The following is a 15,163-nucleotide window of genomic DNA, read 5'->3' as shown; positions in this document are numbered from 1 at the left end:
TTAAGAATCCATGTCACTTTGAGTGCCCACACAGATTGTCTGATAAATTGTTAAAGAGCAGTGCCGCTTCGTTTTCGCTGCGGCGCGGGGTGTGCATATTACGCTTTCCCGCTTCAGAGTCAAGCGTTTGTTTTGCTTTTCTCTGCTGACCCGGCGGCTTGCGTGCCGTTGTTCCGTGTCAGTGGAGGCGCATTATAGGGAGTAATTCCGAACCTGCAAGTATAAAGTGAAAATTATTTACTGACCGCTCATTTTCCAGGCAAATAACATCCCAGACCTCAATTTTCGCCTGGTTTTTAAACAAAAACGAGCCGCAAGCGGCCCGTTTTTGCGTTTTGTGACTTACTGCACTGCCACAATGCGATCGTCGTTGGCTTCCAGACGAATAACTTTGCCCGGAACCAGCTCCCCAGAGAGGATTTGCTGTGCCAGCGGGTTTTCGATCTGCTGCTGGATAGCACGTTTTAACGGACGCGCACCATAAACAGGATCGTAACCATTCTCGCTCAGCAGTTTCAGCGCATCGTCGGAAATGTGGATTTCATACCCACGCTCTTCCAGACGTTTGTACAGACGCTGCAACTGGATCTGCGCAATCGACGCGATGTGTTTCTCGCCCAGCGGATGGAACACGACCACTTCATCAATACGGTTGATGAACTCCGGACGGAAGTTTTGGCTGACCACACCCAGCACAAGATCTTTCATATGGCTGTAATCCAGCTCACCGAAGCGTTCCTGAATCAAATCGGAACCCAGGTTCGAGGTCATGATCACCACCGTGTTACGGAAGTCGACCGTTCTTCCCTGCCCGTCCGTCAGACGCCCATCATCCAGCACCTGCAACAGAATGTTAAACACGTCAGGATGAGCCTTTTCCACTTCATCCAGCAGGATGACGGAATAAGGACGACGACGAACCGCTTCCGTCAGGTAACCGCCCTCTTCATAACCGACATATCCCGGAGGCGCACCGACCAGACGCGAGACGGAGTGTTTCTCCATAAACTCGGACATATCGATACGCACCATCGCGTCATCGCTGTCGAACATAAAGTTAGCCAGCGCTTTACACAGCTCGGTTTTACCAACACCGGTTGGCCCCAGGAAAAGGAACGAGCCGATTGGACGATTCGGATCGGACAGCCCCGCACGGCTACGACGAATGGCGTTAGATACCGCTTCGACCGCTTCGTTCTGTCCAATGACGCGCTGATGCAGATCCTGCTCCATACGCAGCAGTTTCTCACGTTCGCTTTCCATCATGCGAGCCACAGGAATGCCCGTCCAGCGCGCCAGCACTTCGGCAATCTCGGCATCCGTCACTTTATTACGCAACAGACGCATGGTTTTGCCTTCCGACTGCGTGGCGATCTCAAGCTGTTTTTCCAGCTCAGGGATCTTGCCGTACTGTAGCTCGGACATCCGCGCCAGATCTCCTACGCGACGGGCCTGCTCAATGGCAATTTTCGCCTGCTCCAGCTCCGCCTTGATTGTCTGGGTGCCAGAGAGGGAGGCTTTCTCAGCTTTCCACTCTTCTTCCAGCTCAGAATACTGACGCTCTTTCTCGTCCAGTTCTTCGTTAAGCATATCGAGGCGTTTCTTACTCGCTTCGTCAGACTCTTTGTTCAGCGCCTGCTGTTCCAGCTTGAGCTGGATAATGCGGCGATCGAGTCGGTCCAGCTCTTCCGGTTTCGAGTCAATCTGCATACGGATGCTGGACGCCGCTTCATCGATAAGGTCGATGGCTTTATCCGGCAACTGACGGTCGGCAATGTAACGATGCGAAAGCGTCGCCGCCGCAACGATGGCCGGGTCAGTGATCTGCACGTGATGGTGCAGCTCATAACGCTCTTTCAGACCACGCAAAATGGCGATGGTATCTTCAACGCTTGGTTCAGCGACAAACACCTTCTGGAAGCGACGCTCCAGCGCGGCATCTTTTTCAATGTACTGACGATACTCGTCCAGCGTAGTGGCGCCGACGCAGTGAAGTTCACCACGCGCCAGCGCAGGTTTCAGCATGTTCCCGGCATCCATTGCGCCGTCAGCTTTACCCGCCCCCACCATGGTGTGCAGTTCGTCGATAAACAGGATGACGTTACCTTCCTGTTTCGCCAGATCGTTCAGCACGCCTTTCAGACGCTCTTCAAATTCACCGCGGTATTTCGCCCCGGCCACCAGCGCGCCCATATCCAGCGCCAGTACGCGACGGCCTTTCAGCCCTTCGGGCACTTCGCCATTAACGATACGCTGCGCCAGCCCTTCAACGATGGCGGTTTTACCGACGCCAGGCTCACCAATCAGCACCGGGTTGTTTTTGGTACGACGTTGCAGTACCTGGATAGTCCGACGAATTTCTTCGTCACGGCCGATTACCGGGTCAAGTTTGCCCTGCTCGGCACGTTCGGTCAGGTCGACCGTAAATTTCTTCAAAGCCTGACGTTGGTCTTCGGCTCCCTGGTCGTTCACGCTTTCACCTCCGCGCATTTTCTCAATCGCCTGGGTCACATTAGCGGTGGTTGCACCGGCGGATTTCAGCAGGTCGGTTAAGGTACCGCGTGATTCAAGCGCCGCCAGAACAAACAGCTCTGACGAAATAAAGTTGTCCCCACGTTTTTGCGCCAGCTTGTCGCAAAGGTTCAACACGCGCACCAGATCCTGCGACGGCTGCACGTCGCCGCCGGTACCTTCTACCTGCGGTAAACGGCTCAGCGCCTGATCGATGGCGGTGCGTAACTGGCCGGCATTAATGCCAGCGGACGTTAATAAAGGACGTACCGATCCCCCTTCCTGATTCAGCAAGGCGCTCATTAAATGAAGAGGTTCGATAAATTGGTTGTCGTGCCCCAGTGCGAGGGACTGGGCATCGGCGAGAGCAAGCTGGAATTTATTAGTAAGACGATCCAGACGCATAACTCCTCCCATAACAGGTCAAATTTGCTACTGGAGATTAAATGAGGTCATCCCTCAATTATTCAAGGTTAATAACCTGAATTATGTGAAAAGAAAACGGCGCGTACCGGATCGTCTTGATTCTTTAGGTTATATCAGCCAAATGAAACTTGCCATACGACCTGTCGTCTTGTCGCGGCGATAGGAGAAAAAATCACCCTTTTCGGTGAAGGTACAGCGATCTCCGCCGAAGATTTGGGTCACGCCGACGTTATTCAGGCGCTGGCGGGCAAGCTGATAAATATCGGCCAGATATTTATCTCCGGAAGCCACAAACGCTTCGACCGCTTGCGGATCTTTTTCCATAAAGGCATCCCGCACTTCGGGCCCTACCTCAAACGCCTGCGGGCCAATCGCCGGGCCAAGCCAGGCGATGAGATTTGCAGAATCGTCATGGAAGCAGGCAACGGTCTCTTCCAGCACGCCTTCGCACAGGCCTCGCCATCCGGCGTGGGCAGCAGCCACTTCAGTCCCTGCCTGATTGCAGAACAACACCGGCAGGCAATCAGCAGTCATCACCGCGCAAACCGTTCCCGGCGTATTGCTGTACGAAGCATCGGCGCGCTTAGACGCATAGGGCTCCCCCGTCAGCTTCAGCACCGCTTTACCATGCACCTGCTCAAGCCAGACCGGTTTTGAAGGAAGGTTTCCCGCAGCAAAGAGGCGTTTACGGTTCTCTTCAACGTGCTCCAGGTTATCATCACAGTGCGCACCGAGGTTCAGTGACTCCCACGCGCCCTGGCTCACGCCACCGATACGGGTTGAACTACAGGCGGCCACGCCTTCAGGCAGTGGCCATTCCGGGACAATCAGTTTGGTCATAACCAGTCCACGTGATCCTTATGTTCTTCGAAATCTGCGCGCATCGCGTCGATAAGTTCCACCATATCCTGTGGGATCGGCGCATGCCATTCCATCTGAATTCCGGTGATTGGGTGGTAAAGACGTAGCATCGTCGCATGCAGCGCCTGGCGATCGAATTTACGCAGCACGGAGATGAATTCATCCGATGCGCCCTTTGGTGGACGCGGACGACCGCCGTAAACAGGGTCCCCCACCAGCGGATGGGTAATATGCGCCATGTGCACGCGGATCTGGTGAGTACGCCCGGTTTCCAGACGCAGACGCAGGCGCGTATGAATACGGAAATGTTCCATGATGCGGTAGTGGGTTACCGCCGGTTTGCCCATCGGGTGTACAGACATATGCGTACGCTTGGTTGGGTGACGGCTGATAGGCTCTTCCACCGTGCCGCCAGAGGTCATATGACCAATCGCCACCGCTTCATACTCACGGGTGATTTCGCGCAGTTGCAACGATTCCACCAGGCGAGTCTGGGCGGGAACCGTCTTCGCCACCACCATCAGACCCGTGGTGTCTTTATCCAGACGGTGAACGATACCGGCACGCGGTACATCGGCAATCGGCGGATAATAATGAAGGAGAGCGTTAAGTACCGTACCGTCAGGATTGCCCGCGCCCGGGTGAACAACAAAGTCGCGCGGCTTGTTGATGACCAGAATGTCGTCATCTTCGTAGACGATATCCAGCGGGATATCCTGCGGCTCGAAGCGGACTTCCTCTTCGATTTCAGCATTGATGGCGACAGCTTCCCCACCAAACACTTTCTCTTTTGGTTTGTCCCAGATCTTGCCGTTTACCAGCACGCGCTGGTCAAGGATCCATTCTTTTATGCGTGAACGCGAATAATCAGGGAACAATTCGGCCAAAGCCTGATCTAAGCGTTGACCGAGCTGATTTTCGGAGACTGTTGCGGTGAGTTCTACTCGTTGTGCCATAAACTGCTTCTTCGTTTAACGTTGGGTTTTACGGCTTTGCCGTTTAATATAGTGTGCTATTGTAGCTGGTCTTAATCGGGAGCAGGAACTGAGTTTCTCCCGGACAAACATTTGAGGAAAGTCAAAACGTCATGACGCGCATGAAATATCTGGTGGCAGCGGCCACGTTGAGCCTGGCTTTGGTGGGCTGCTCCGGTTCGAATGAACAGGTCCCTGACAATCCGCCGAATGAAATCTATGCGACTGCACAACAAAAGTTGCAGGACGGTAACTGGAAACAGGCGATAACGCAACTGGAAGCGTTGGATAATCGCTATCCGTTTGGCCCGTATTCGCAGCAGGTACAGTTAGATCTTATCTACGCCTACTACAAAAATGCCGATCTGCCGCTGGCTCAGGCAACCATCGATCGTTTCATGCGTCTGAACCCTACCCATCCTAACATCGATTACGTGATGTACATGCGCGGCCTGACTAACATGGCGCTGGATGATAGTGCATTGCAGGGCTTCTTCGGGGTGGATCGTTCCGACCGTGACCCGCAACATGCGCGTGATGCTTTCAATGACTTCTCCAAACTGGTGCGTAGCTACCCGAACAGCCAGTACATTACCGATGCCACTAAGCGTCTGGTATTCCTGAAAGATCGTCTGGCGAAATATGAGTACTCCGTTGCGGAATACTACACCCGCCGTGGCGCATGGGTTGCCGTGGTTAACCGTGTAGAAGGCATGCTGCGTGATTATCCGGATACCCAGGCCACGCGTGATGGCCTGAAGCTGATGGAAAATGCGTATCGCCAGATGCAGATGACGGCTCAGGCTGACAAAGTGGCGAAAATCATCGCCGCGAACAGCAGCAACACCTGATACCGCTACAACGCATAACGGCAGCCCGCGGGCTGCCGTTTTTTTATTCTTTCACACTTACGCTGAAGCGGTTTAGCTTCAACACATCCATTCAACTATGACCGCAATTGTTGGCTTCGACAAGGTAAATCTCACCTCTTCCTGCCCTGCCTCACAAAAAAGATTCCCTGACAAAAACCGACAAAATAACGTGATCTAAATCACACATTTTGACATTAGGTCGGGTATGCTGGAATCACCAAGACGGAAAGACAAGAGGTAAAATTTATGACAATGAACATTACCAGTAAACAAATGGAAATTACTCCGGCAATCCGCCAGCACGTCGCAGACCGTCTCGCCAAACTGGATAAATGGCAAACACATTTGATTAATCCACATATCATCCTGTCCAAGGAGCCGCAGGGTTTCATCGCTGATGCAACTATCAATACTCCAAACGGCCATCTGGTCGCCAGCGCAAAACACGAGGATATGTACACCGCAATTAACGATTTGATCAACAAGCTGGAACGGCAGCTCAATAAAGTGCAACACAAAGGTGAAGCACGTCGCGCCGCAACCTCGGTGAAAGACGCCAGCTTCGCGGAAGAAGTTGAAGAAGAGTAATCCTCTAAAATTGAGTGTACCGACAACGCGCCTTCGGGCGCGTTTTTTATTGACAGGATCAAAACAGTGCAGGTACTTTAACCTATCAATTTCAGGATGACCTTATGAAACAGACGCCGTTTTTCTTCGCATTCTTTTTTACCTTCCCCTGACCGGGAGGCGTTTCGTCGTGTGATAAAGAATGCGAAGACGAACAACAAGGCCTCCCACACCGGGAGGCCTTTTTTATTGATAACGATAAAATGAGACAGACAACACTATGACACCGGAAAACCCGCTCCTGGATTTACGCGTAAAAATCAGTGCACTCGACGAAAAATTACTGGCCCTGCTGGCAGAACGCCGCGCGCTCGCCGTTGAAGTGGGCAAAGCCAAGCTCGAGTCCCATCGGCCGGTGCGCGATATCGATCGCGAACGTGATTTACTGGAACGGTTGATTCAACTCGGCAAAGCGCATCATCTGGATGCGCACTACATCACCCGCCTGTTCCAGCTCATCATCGAAGACTCCGTTCTGACGCAACAAGCCCTGCTCCAGCAGCATCTGAACAAAACCAACCCGCACTCTGCTCGTATCGCTTTCCTCGGCCCGAAAGGGTCCTATTCTCACCTGGCAGCTCGCCAGTACGCAGCCCGCCATTTCGAAGAGTTTATTGAGAGCGGCTGCGCGAAATTTGCAGACATTTTCAACCAGGTCGAAACCGGCCAGGCAGATTACGCCGTAGTGCCTATTGAGAACACCAGTTCCGGTGCCATCAATGATGTTTACGATCTGCTCCAGCACACCAGCCTGTCGTTAGTCGGCGAGTTGACTATCCCTATCGATCACTGCGTGCTGGTCTCTGGCTCAACCGATCTGAGTCAGATCGAAACGGTGTACAGCCACCCGCAGCCGTTCCAGCAGTGCAGCCAGTTCCTGAACCGTTATCCGCACTGGAAAATTGAATACACCGAAAGCACCTCGGCGGCGATGGAAAAAGTGGCGCAGGCAAACTCTTCTGCCGTCGCGGCTCTCGGTAGCGAAGCGGGCGGCGCGCTGTATGGCTTACAGGTGCTGGAACGCAATCTGGCCAACCAGACGCAGAATATCACCCGTTTCGTGGTTCTGGCCCGCAAGGCCATCAACGTGTCGGACCAGGTCCCGGCGAAAACCACCCTGCTGATGGCGACCGGCCAGCAGGCGGGTGCGCTGGTTGAAGCGCTGCTGGTGCTGCGTAATCACAACCTGATCATGACGAAGCTGGAATCCCGCCCAATACATGGCAACCCGTGGGAAGAAATGTTTTATCTCGACGTTCAGGCCAACCTGGAGTCTGCGTCCATGCAGAAAGCCCTGCGCGAACTGGGCGAGATCACACGCTCCATGAAAGTGCTGGGCTGCTATCCGAGCGAAAACGTGGTCCCGGTCGATCCGGCTTAACGTTCGATAAAGCGGCTTTTCTTCATCCCTGCCACATTTACAGGCAGGGTGAAGATGGCACCGGAAAGCGGATATTTCGCCAGCTCCTCCGCCTCCATATTTTCCCGCGTGGTGGTGATAAACAGCGTTTTCATATCGTCGCCGCCAAAGCAGACCATTGTCGGGCAGCGTACCGGCAGCCGATACTCTTCCAGCTGTTCGCCTTGCGGTGAAAACCGTGCGATACGCCAGCCGTCAAACAGTGCGCTCCAGTAGCAGCCTTCCTCATCCATTGCCGCACCGTCGGGTATACCTTCTCCCTCGCTAAACCGGCGAAACTCTTCGCGCTTACCGGGTTCTCCCTGCTCATCAAGCGGCGTACGGTAGATCACGCCGTTCGGCGTATCAGAAGTAAACATCCACCGTTTATCAGGACTAAACGCTAAACCGTTATGCCCGTGAATATCGCACTGGATCACTTGCGGCGTCAGGTCGTTGTCGATACGCATCAGCATGGCGCCGTTATAATCTCCCGGCCCCCAGAACGTGCCCGCATAAAACCGTCCCTGATGATCGGTACCGCCATCGTTAAAGCGTGCAAGCTGCGGGTTGGACGGGTTATCGCAAACCTTACGCTGGAGCAGGCCGTGTTTATCGGTCAGCCAGATGGCGTTTCGCATCGCGACGATAAATCCGCCGCGTTCACGCAGGGCAAAACACCCAACTTCTTCATGGAATGAGAGCACCGAGTGTTCCGCGGTGGGCAGATGGTACCGATGGATCTCCCCTTCCAGGATATCCGCCCAGTAGAGCGCCTTCTCGTCTGCACTCCACGTCGGGCATTCGGGCAGATGCCCGGTATAGTTCAACAGCAGCTGCGGTTCAGCCATGACAGTTCCCCAAAATGAAAAAAGCCAGCATTGCTGGCTTTCAGTATATACATCATCGCATTACTGGCGACTGTCATTTGCCTGGCGCAACAGCGTGCGGCTTTCACTCTGGAATCGCGTGGCGTAATCACCGAACCAGTGCTCCACTTTACGGAAACTGTCGATAAAGGCTTGTTTATCGCCGTGTTCCAGCAAGGTGATCGCTTCGCCAAAACGCTGATAATAGCGCTTGATCAGCGCCAGATTATTTTCAGACGACATGATGATGTCGGCGTAAAGCTGCGGATCCTGGGCAAACAGTCGCCCGACCATCGCCAGCTCCAGACGATAGATTGGCGAGGAAAGCGCCAGCAATTGTTCAAGCTGAACGTTCTCTTCCGCCAGGTGCAGCCCATAGGCGAAGGTTGCAAAGTGGCGCAGCGCCTGAATAAACGCCATGTTCTGGTCATGCTCTACCGCGCTAATGCGGTGCAAACGTGCTCCCCAGACCTGGATCTGTTCCAGGAACCACTGGTAGGCTTCCGGCTGCCGTCCGTCACAGTAAACCACTACCTGCTTCGCCAGGCTTCCGCTGTCCGGGCCAAACATCGGGTGTAACCCAAGCACGGGGCCAGTGTGCGCCGCTAGCATTGCCTGTAACGGACCATTTTTAACGGAGGCCAGGTCCACCAGTATGCAATCTTCCGGCAGCGGAGGAAGTTTCGCGATTATTTGCTCCGTCACATGGATCGGCACGCTGACGATAACCATTCCGGCGTCTTTCATCAGCTCCGGCGCGTGCGACCAGTCCTCTTTCTCCAGAATACGCACCTGATAGCCAGAAAGCGTCAGCATTTTCTCAAACAGACGCCCCATCTGCCCGCCACCACCGACGATAACCACCGGGCGCAGCGACGGACAGAGGGTTTTGAAGCCCTTGTCGTTTTCGCTGGAATAGGACTCGCGCATCACGCGACGCAGGACGTCCTCAATCAAATCAGGTGATACGCCCAGGGCCTGCGCCTCTTTACGGCGGGAGGCGAGCATAGAGGCCTCGCGCTCCGGAACGTAAATCGGCAGTCCGTATTTACTTTTAACCTCGCCGACCTCAGCAACCAGTGCCATGCGGCGCGCCAGAAGATCCAGCAACGCCTTATCCACTTCATCAATTTGATCGCGTAATGCGGTCAATTCAGCAACCATAACTACCCTCTTATGCCAGACGCGTCGCCAGCTGGCCGTTCAAATCTTTGTGGATCTCACGCAGCAGCGCATCGGTGGTTTCCCAGCTAATGCAGGCATCGGTGACCGAGACGCCGGGCTTCATCGCGCTACGCGGCTGTTCCGATGACTGATTGCCTTCATGAATATTACTTTCAATCATCAGGCCGATAATTGAACGGTTGCCATCTTTAATCTGAGCAATCACAGATTCTGCAACCGCAGGCTGGCGACGGTAATCTTTATTCGAATTACCATGACTGCAATCTACCATCAGCGCCGGACGCAGTCCCGCCTGTTCCATCTCTTTTTCACACTGCGCGACATCCGCCGGGCTGTAGTTTGGCGCTTTACCACCGCGCAGGATCACATGCCCGTCCGGGTTGCCCTGCGTTTGCAGCAGGCATACCTGGCCCGCCTGGTTGATCCCGACAAAACGATGGGGCATGGCGGCGGCGCGCATGGCGTTAATCGCCGTGGCCAGGCTGCCGTCGGTACCGTTTTTAAAACCAACCGGCATAGACAGGCCAGACGCCATCTCGCGGTGGGTTTGTGACTCGGTGGTGCGCGCCCCAATCGCAGACCAGCTAAACAGATCGCCGAGGTACTGCGGGCTGTTCGGATCCAGCGCCTCGGTTGCCAGCGGCAGCCCCATGCTGACCAGCTCTACCAGCAGGCGACGCGCAATCTTCAGGCCGGCTTCCACATCAAACGAGCCATCCATGTGCGGATCGTTGATCAACCCTTTCCAGCCAACGGTCGTACGTGGCTTCTCAAAATAGACGCGCATCACCAGATAGAGGCTATCGCTGACCTCCTCCGCTAATGCTTTAAATCGACGAGCGTACTCAATGGCGGTTTCAGGATCGTGAATAGAGCAAGGACCACATACCACCAGCAGGCGCGGATCGCGGCCAGCGATAATGTCAGAAATGGTCTGGCGCGAGTGCTCAATCTGAGCTTCCTGCGCGACGCTCAGCGGGAATTCCGCCTTCAATTGATCCGGGGTGATTAACACCTGTTCGTCAGTGATATGTACGTTGTTCAGCGCGTCTTTTTGCATGATTGCGATCCTGTCAAACTCGTTTGCGATAATGGTTTTCCTCGAAGAGGTGACACAACGATATCACATTAAGTAAAGATTTCAATCCAAAATACGTACACATTACTTTACACTGGCCCTTTAATTGCAAAAATCATGGCCTAAAATCGTAAAGTTAAAATTACACACGCACACCTGTAACCAGGCTATGCTCACAAAAAGGAGAATAGCCATGCGTTCAATTGCTTTTATGTTGTTGTCGCTGATTTTGTCGGGTTGCCAGATCAATCCTTATACTTTTCAGCCTAACTGGACCAGACCGGACTGGTTCACGGCCGGTAAAGAAGACGCTATGAATGGTGTTCCGGTTAAAGATAACCAGGCTCTGGCCGATAGTTTTAATGACCCTCAGGTTGATCGAGCGGAATATCTTCGTGGCTACGCTGACGGACAGAAAAAAATATGCGAAGAGGGCTTTATTCACGCCTGGGGATTAGCGGGCAAATCATTTCCTGCCAGCTGCGATGCAACTGAAAATGCAGTAAAACTGCATGAATCTTGGCAACAAGGATTGGATGAAAGTATGCGTTCCAGCAGGCTTAATTGAGCCTGCCTTAATTCCTCTGAATATAGCTCACTGTAAGATTTAGCTTAGGTCAAAACAGGGATATTTCTGACATAATGACGGCTTTGATAAACAATGGTATTCTGCCGACAATTCTTAAGGACATCTATTTCCGGGGCGGTTTGGCGGATTCTGATGAGAAATGCAATCTTGATCGCTTTGCTCCGACTCCCCCTGGCGCTAATACTGTTCATTTTAGTAGCCCCTGCAACGGCAGGCTCGTTCACGGAAACGGATAAATCAGTACGTTCGATTGTTTCTGGCATTGTGAGCTACACCCGATGGCCAGCACTGTCCGGCCAGCCTAAGCTCTGTATTTATGCCTCTTCCCATTACAGACAGGCGCTCAGCAGTGAAGATGAACACAACCCGTTGCCCTATAGTCCTGTCATTGTGCATAGCGATCGGGAAGCACTCGCAGCAAGGTGTGATGCCCTCTATTTCGGGAGCGAGTCGCCGGCAAAACAACAGGAAATAATAAATCAATATCAGGGCCAGGCGTTGCTATTAATGTCAGAACAAAATCCTGAATGCGTTATTGGCAGCGCATTTTGTCTGATAATAGAGCACAACCTCGTCAGGTTTTCCGTAAATCTGGATGCGCTGGCGCGCAGTGGCGTAAGAGTCAATCCGGATGTATTAATGCTCGCACGGAATAAGAAGCATGAATAAGGAAGTCGCACCAACACCGCGTCCGACGTTTAAAAGAACGTTGCGACGAATCAGCATGATAAGCGTCATTATAACGATGACGTTTATATGGTTGCTGCTGTGTTTCGCTTCCGTGGTGACATTAAAGCAATACGCGCAAAAAAACCTCGAACTTACCGGCGCCACCATGAGCCACAGCCTTGAAGCCTCTCTGGTGTTCAACGATGCCGTGGCGGCAAATGAAACGCTGGCGACCCTCGGCAAGCAGGGGCAGTTCGCCGTGGCGGAAGTGCTTAACGCACATCATAAACGGTTTGCCTGGTGGTCATGGAACCCGGCGGATAATACCGACACGCTGGGCGCGCTGGTCAACCGGTGGTTGTTCCCTGTTCCTGTCGCACAGCCCATCATACATAATGGCAATGTGATTGGCGAAATTCGTCTGACCGCGCGAGACAGCCTGATTAGCCACTTTATCTGGCTCTCATTTGCGGTCCTCACCGGCTGCATTCTTTTTGCCTCTGCCGTCGCATTGACCATCACCCGCTCGCTACATCATGGCATGGTTGTTGAAATGCAAAACATCACTGACGTTGTGCATGACGTTCGCACTAACCGCAACTTCTCTCGCCGGGTAACGGAAGGCCGCATTGAAGAGTTCCACCAGTTTGGTGAAGACTTCAACAGCCTGCTGGATGAAATGGAAGAGTGGCAGCTCAAGCTACAGGCGAAAAACGCTCAACTGTTGCGTACCGCCATGCACGATCCGCTCACGGGGCTTGCAAACCGCGCCGCGTTTCGCAACAACATTGCGGCATTAATGAACGACGCTTCAGCAAAAACCAATTCTGCCCTGCTCTTCCTGGACGGTGATAACTTCAAGGTTATCAATGACACCTGGGGTCATGCCGCGGGTGACTGCGTACTGATCGAAGCCGCCAAAAGGATGGTCGAGTTTGGCGAAAAACGTCATCAGTCTTACCGTCTTGGCGGCGATGAATTTGCCATGATCCTTTACGGGGTCCACACCGCACGTGAGGTCGAATTTATTTGCGCTGCGCTGTCGCAGCAATTTATCCGTCCGTTTGATCTGCATAACGGGCACACAGCATCAATGTCCCTCAGCATTGGCTTTGCTCTGGCGTGGGAAAATGCCTCCGTTGAAGCATTACTGGAGCAAGCCGATCGCAATATGTATCTGGTCAAAAACCAGCGTTCGAAAACAATATCCTGAAAGGAAGACGATATGTTAAAGCGATACTTTGCGCCGTTAATACTGGCATCACTGGTAATGTCCGGATGCCAGTCATCCCCTGAAGGGAAATTCACGCCAGAGCAAATTGCGGCCATGAAATCCTACGGCTTTAACGAACTGAATGGCGACTGGTCTCTGGGCCTGTCGGATAAGATCCTGTTTGATAAAAATGACGCCAGGCTGCGCCCGGAAAGTGAAACGCAGATCCAGACTATGGCCTCACGCCTGGCGGCAACCGGTCTGAACCACGCCAGGATGGATGGCCATACGGATAATTATGGCGAAGAGAGCTACAACGAAGCGCTTTCGTTAAAACGTGCCAATGTTGTGGCGGATGCCTGGGCGAAGGGCGCGAACATCCCGCGCAGCAATCTCACTACGCGGGGCTTAGGCAAAAAATACCCTGTCAGCAGCAACCGCACTGCGCAGGGGCGCGCTGAAAACCGCCGGGTTGCGGTAGTCATCAGCACGCCTTAAGGCTATTTAACGGATGTTCCGGCGAGCGACACGCCTGAAACCGCTCGCCAGCGCAGCCAGTCAATCACAATAAAGACCGCCAGACTGACGCCCATTACCGGCAACGCCAGCCCCAGCAGGAGGCTTATCAGGAACGACACTCCCCTTCCCCACAGCGGCAATGCCAGCCAGCTTTGGCAGAGCGTCTGTACCGGGTTCGCGGCTGACGTTGCAGGGCGACGCATCCACCACATCCGGTATCCCCAGATAATCAACACACACAGCGCAACGCCAAACGCGATGAGCAGCAGCTGATTTGCCAGACCAAACAGGATCCCCATATGGAAATCCACGCCCCAGCGGGTGAGTTTAGCCATCAGCGGGAAATCCCCGAAGCGAGTGCTGTCCAGCACCTTCAGTGAGTGGGGATCCACGGCAACGGCATCAACCTGCGTAGGCCAGCGGCGATCGATTTCCGTCACCGTCCAGGCCTGGTCGACCCTGCTTGCCGGACGGATCTCAACGTTGTTCGCATCAATCCCTGACTGGCGGGCGACCTGCAATACGTTGTCAAAAAGCGACAGTTTGACTGGCATTTCAGGCATCGTCATTCCCCCGTGATGACCACGATGTTCGGCGTGTTCATCCCTCATTTCCGGCGCACCGGAAAGGGTGGTGTTTACCTGCGGCGTCAGCCAGTTCATCTCTGCACGCAGCTTATCGACGTTGCCACCGGCCCATTGTGACCAGGTTAACCCGGTGACTGAGAACAGCAGCATTCCCGCCAGTAACGTCCAGCCTAAGATCACATGCAGGCGACGACGATTCTGGAAACGATTGTTAATACGGCGCTTCGGTCGGGTGTAGAACCACAGCGCGATCCCGCCCAGGGCAGCAACCCACATCCACGAGGCGGCTAACTCGCTATAGAGGCGCCCGATGTTGCCCAGCATCAGCGAGGTATGCAGATAATCGATAGTCTGACGCAGCGGTAAAATCCCGCTGGTGCCGTACACGGTCATATCCCCTCGAATCTCAAGGCTGGTGGGATCAATAAAAATAGCCCGATGCTCGGAGGGACCCAGCGCCGGGTCGGCAAACATCACGCGGGTCGTTTCGCCCTCTTCCAGCCCCGGACGAACAGCATGTAAACGCAGCGCTGAACCCACGGCCTTTTCCGCCACGGCAATTTGTTCAGCAAGAGGCTGCGCCTCACCCACGGCCTCCGTGTGGAGTGCATGATGGTACAGCGCATGTTCAAGCTGCGGCGTGGCGACGTACAGCGTTCCGGTCAGCGCTGCGAAGAAGATAAACGGACCGACAAACAGCCCGATATAGAAATGGAGGCGACGCAGCAGGTTTCCCCATGCCGCGCGCGGAGTGCAGGTAGTCATACTTTTCCTTTTTAAGGCA

At 53.8% G+C, this 15,163-nt stretch carries 15 protein-coding genes and 1 other annotated feature; of the genes, 8 read left to right on the top strand and 7 right to left on the bottom strand.

The genetic code is table 11. The features are described 5' to 3' along the window. Positions 1-342 precede the first annotated feature (342 nt). The 3 genes from clpB to rluD all read right to left on the bottom strand — a co-directional run bounded on the left by clpB (position 343) and on the right by rluD (position 4,754). On the bottom strand, positions 343-2,916 hold the full coding sequence (gene clpB, locus SK62_RS04960; protein ID WP_017692862.1) for an ATP-dependent chaperone ClpB: 2,574 nt from the start codon (positions 2,914-2,916) through the stop codon (positions 343-345). A gap of 129 nt (positions 2,917-3,045) precedes the next feature. After that, a complete protein-coding gene (yfiH, locus tag SK62_RS04955; protein WP_047718511.1) occupies positions 3,046-3,777 on the bottom strand; it encodes a purine nucleoside phosphorylase YfiH in 732 nt (243 codons plus the stop codon). Then, a complete protein-coding gene (rluD, locus tag SK62_RS04950; protein WP_017383977.1) occupies positions 3,774-4,754 on the bottom strand; it encodes a 23S rRNA pseudouridine(1911/1915/1917) synthase RluD in 981 nt (326 codons plus the stop codon). The genes yfiH and rluD overlap by 4 nt, the downstream gene beginning before the upstream one ends. 131 nt (positions 4,755-4,885) lie before the next feature. On the opposite strand from rluD, the gene bamD reads away from it, so the two are divergent. The 4 genes from bamD to pheA all read left to right on the top strand — a co-directional run bounded on the left by bamD (position 4,886) and on the right by pheA (position 7,652). Then, on the top strand, positions 4,886-5,623 hold the full coding sequence (gene bamD, locus SK62_RS04945) for an outer membrane protein assembly factor BamD (RefSeq protein ID WP_003863164.1): 738 nt from the start codon (positions 4,886-4,888) through the stop codon (positions 5,621-5,623). A gap of 267 nt (positions 5,624-5,890) precedes the next feature. Next, positions 5,891-6,232 (top strand): ribosome-associated translation inhibitor RaiA, encoded by a 342-nt coding sequence (gene raiA / locus SK62_RS04940; RefSeq protein WP_003863162.1) that lies wholly within the window; start codon positions 5,891-5,893, stop codon positions 6,230-6,232. A 103-nt stretch (positions 6,233-6,335) separates the two neighbouring features. Continuing rightward, positions 6,336-6,461 (top strand) — a sequence feature (Phe leader region). Continuing rightward, a complete protein-coding gene (gene pheL / locus SK62_RS22800) occupies positions 6,337-6,384 on the top strand; it encodes a pheA operon leader peptide PheL (RefSeq protein ID WP_100229775.1) in 48 nt (15 codons plus the stop codon). (Overlaps the previous feature by 48 nt.) A gap of 30 nt (positions 6,462-6,491) precedes the next feature. Next, positions 6,492-7,652, top strand: coding sequence for a bifunctional chorismate mutase/prephenate dehydratase (gene pheA / locus SK62_RS04935; protein ID WP_015571567.1), 1,161 nt, complete (start codon positions 6,492-6,494; stop codon positions 7,650-7,652). Here the strand turns inward: pheA and SK62_RS04930 are convergent. From SK62_RS04930 to aroF, 3 genes are read right to left on the bottom strand one after another with little or no spacing between them, the layout of a single operon-like run. Continuing rightward, on the bottom strand, positions 7,649-8,521 hold the full coding sequence (locus tag SK62_RS04930) for an SMP-30/gluconolactonase/LRE family protein (RefSeq protein ID WP_017383978.1): 873 nt from the start codon (positions 8,519-8,521) through the stop codon (positions 7,649-7,651). The two genes, pheA and SK62_RS04930, sit on opposite strands and share 4 nt — an antisense overlap. Before the next feature lie 60 nt (positions 8,522-8,581). After that, positions 8,582-9,703, bottom strand: a complete 1,122-nt coding sequence (gene tyrA / locus SK62_RS04925) for a bifunctional chorismate mutase/prephenate dehydrogenase (RefSeq protein ID WP_006811631.1) — start codon at positions 9,701-9,703, stop codon at positions 8,582-8,584. A gap of 10 nt (positions 9,704-9,713) precedes the next feature. Beyond that, positions 9,714-10,784 carry a 3-deoxy-7-phosphoheptulonate synthase AroF gene (gene aroF, locus SK62_RS04920; protein WP_006811632.1) on the bottom strand — a complete coding sequence of 357 codons (1,071 nt, stop codon included), beginning with the start codon at positions 10,782-10,784 and terminating at the stop codon, positions 9,714-9,716. Positions 10,785-10,995: 211 nt separating this feature from the next. Here aroF and SK62_RS04915 point away from each other — a divergent pair, with 211 nt between their 5' ends. The 4 genes from SK62_RS04915 (at position 10,996) to SK62_RS04900 (ending at position 13,771) form a co-directional block, all read left to right on the top strand. Continuing rightward, positions 10,996-11,370, top strand: coding sequence for a DUF2799 domain-containing protein (locus SK62_RS04915; protein WP_032619209.1), 375 nt, complete (start codon positions 10,996-10,998; stop codon positions 11,368-11,370). Between the two features lie 153 nt (positions 11,371-11,523). After that, positions 11,524-12,060, top strand: coding sequence for a regulatory sequestration protein YfiR (locus SK62_RS04910; RefSeq protein ID WP_032619208.1), 537 nt, complete (start codon positions 11,524-11,526; stop codon positions 12,058-12,060). Beyond that, positions 12,053-13,273 carry a diguanylate cyclase DgcN/YfiN gene (gene dgcN / locus SK62_RS04905; protein WP_017692859.1) on the top strand — a complete coding sequence of 407 codons (1,221 nt, stop codon included), beginning with the start codon at positions 12,053-12,055 and terminating at the stop codon, positions 13,271-13,273. Before SK62_RS04910 ends, dgcN begins: the two co-directional genes overlap by 8 nt. A gap of 12 nt (positions 13,274-13,285) precedes the next feature. Further along, complete coding sequence (locus tag SK62_RS04900) at positions 13,286-13,771, top strand: OmpA family protein (RefSeq protein ID WP_017382956.1); 486 nt, start codon at positions 13,286-13,288, stop codon at positions 13,769-13,771. A 2-nt stretch (positions 13,772-13,773) separates the two neighbouring features. Here the strand turns inward: SK62_RS04900 and SK62_RS04895 are convergent, their stop codons facing one another. Beyond that, positions 13,774-15,144 carry a PepSY-associated TM helix domain-containing protein gene (locus tag SK62_RS04895; RefSeq protein WP_017382957.1) on the bottom strand — a complete coding sequence of 457 codons (1,371 nt, stop codon included), beginning with the start codon at positions 15,142-15,144 and terminating at the stop codon, positions 13,774-13,776. Between the last annotated feature and the right edge of the window lie 19 nt (positions 15,145-15,163).

It is taken from the genome of Enterobacter sp. BIDMC109, assembly GCF_001037885.1.
Classification (GTDB): Bacteria; Pseudomonadota; Gammaproteobacteria; order Enterobacterales; family Enterobacteriaceae; genus Enterobacter; species Enterobacter hormaechei_C.
This window is presented reverse-complemented; position numbering and strand designations above follow the sequence as displayed.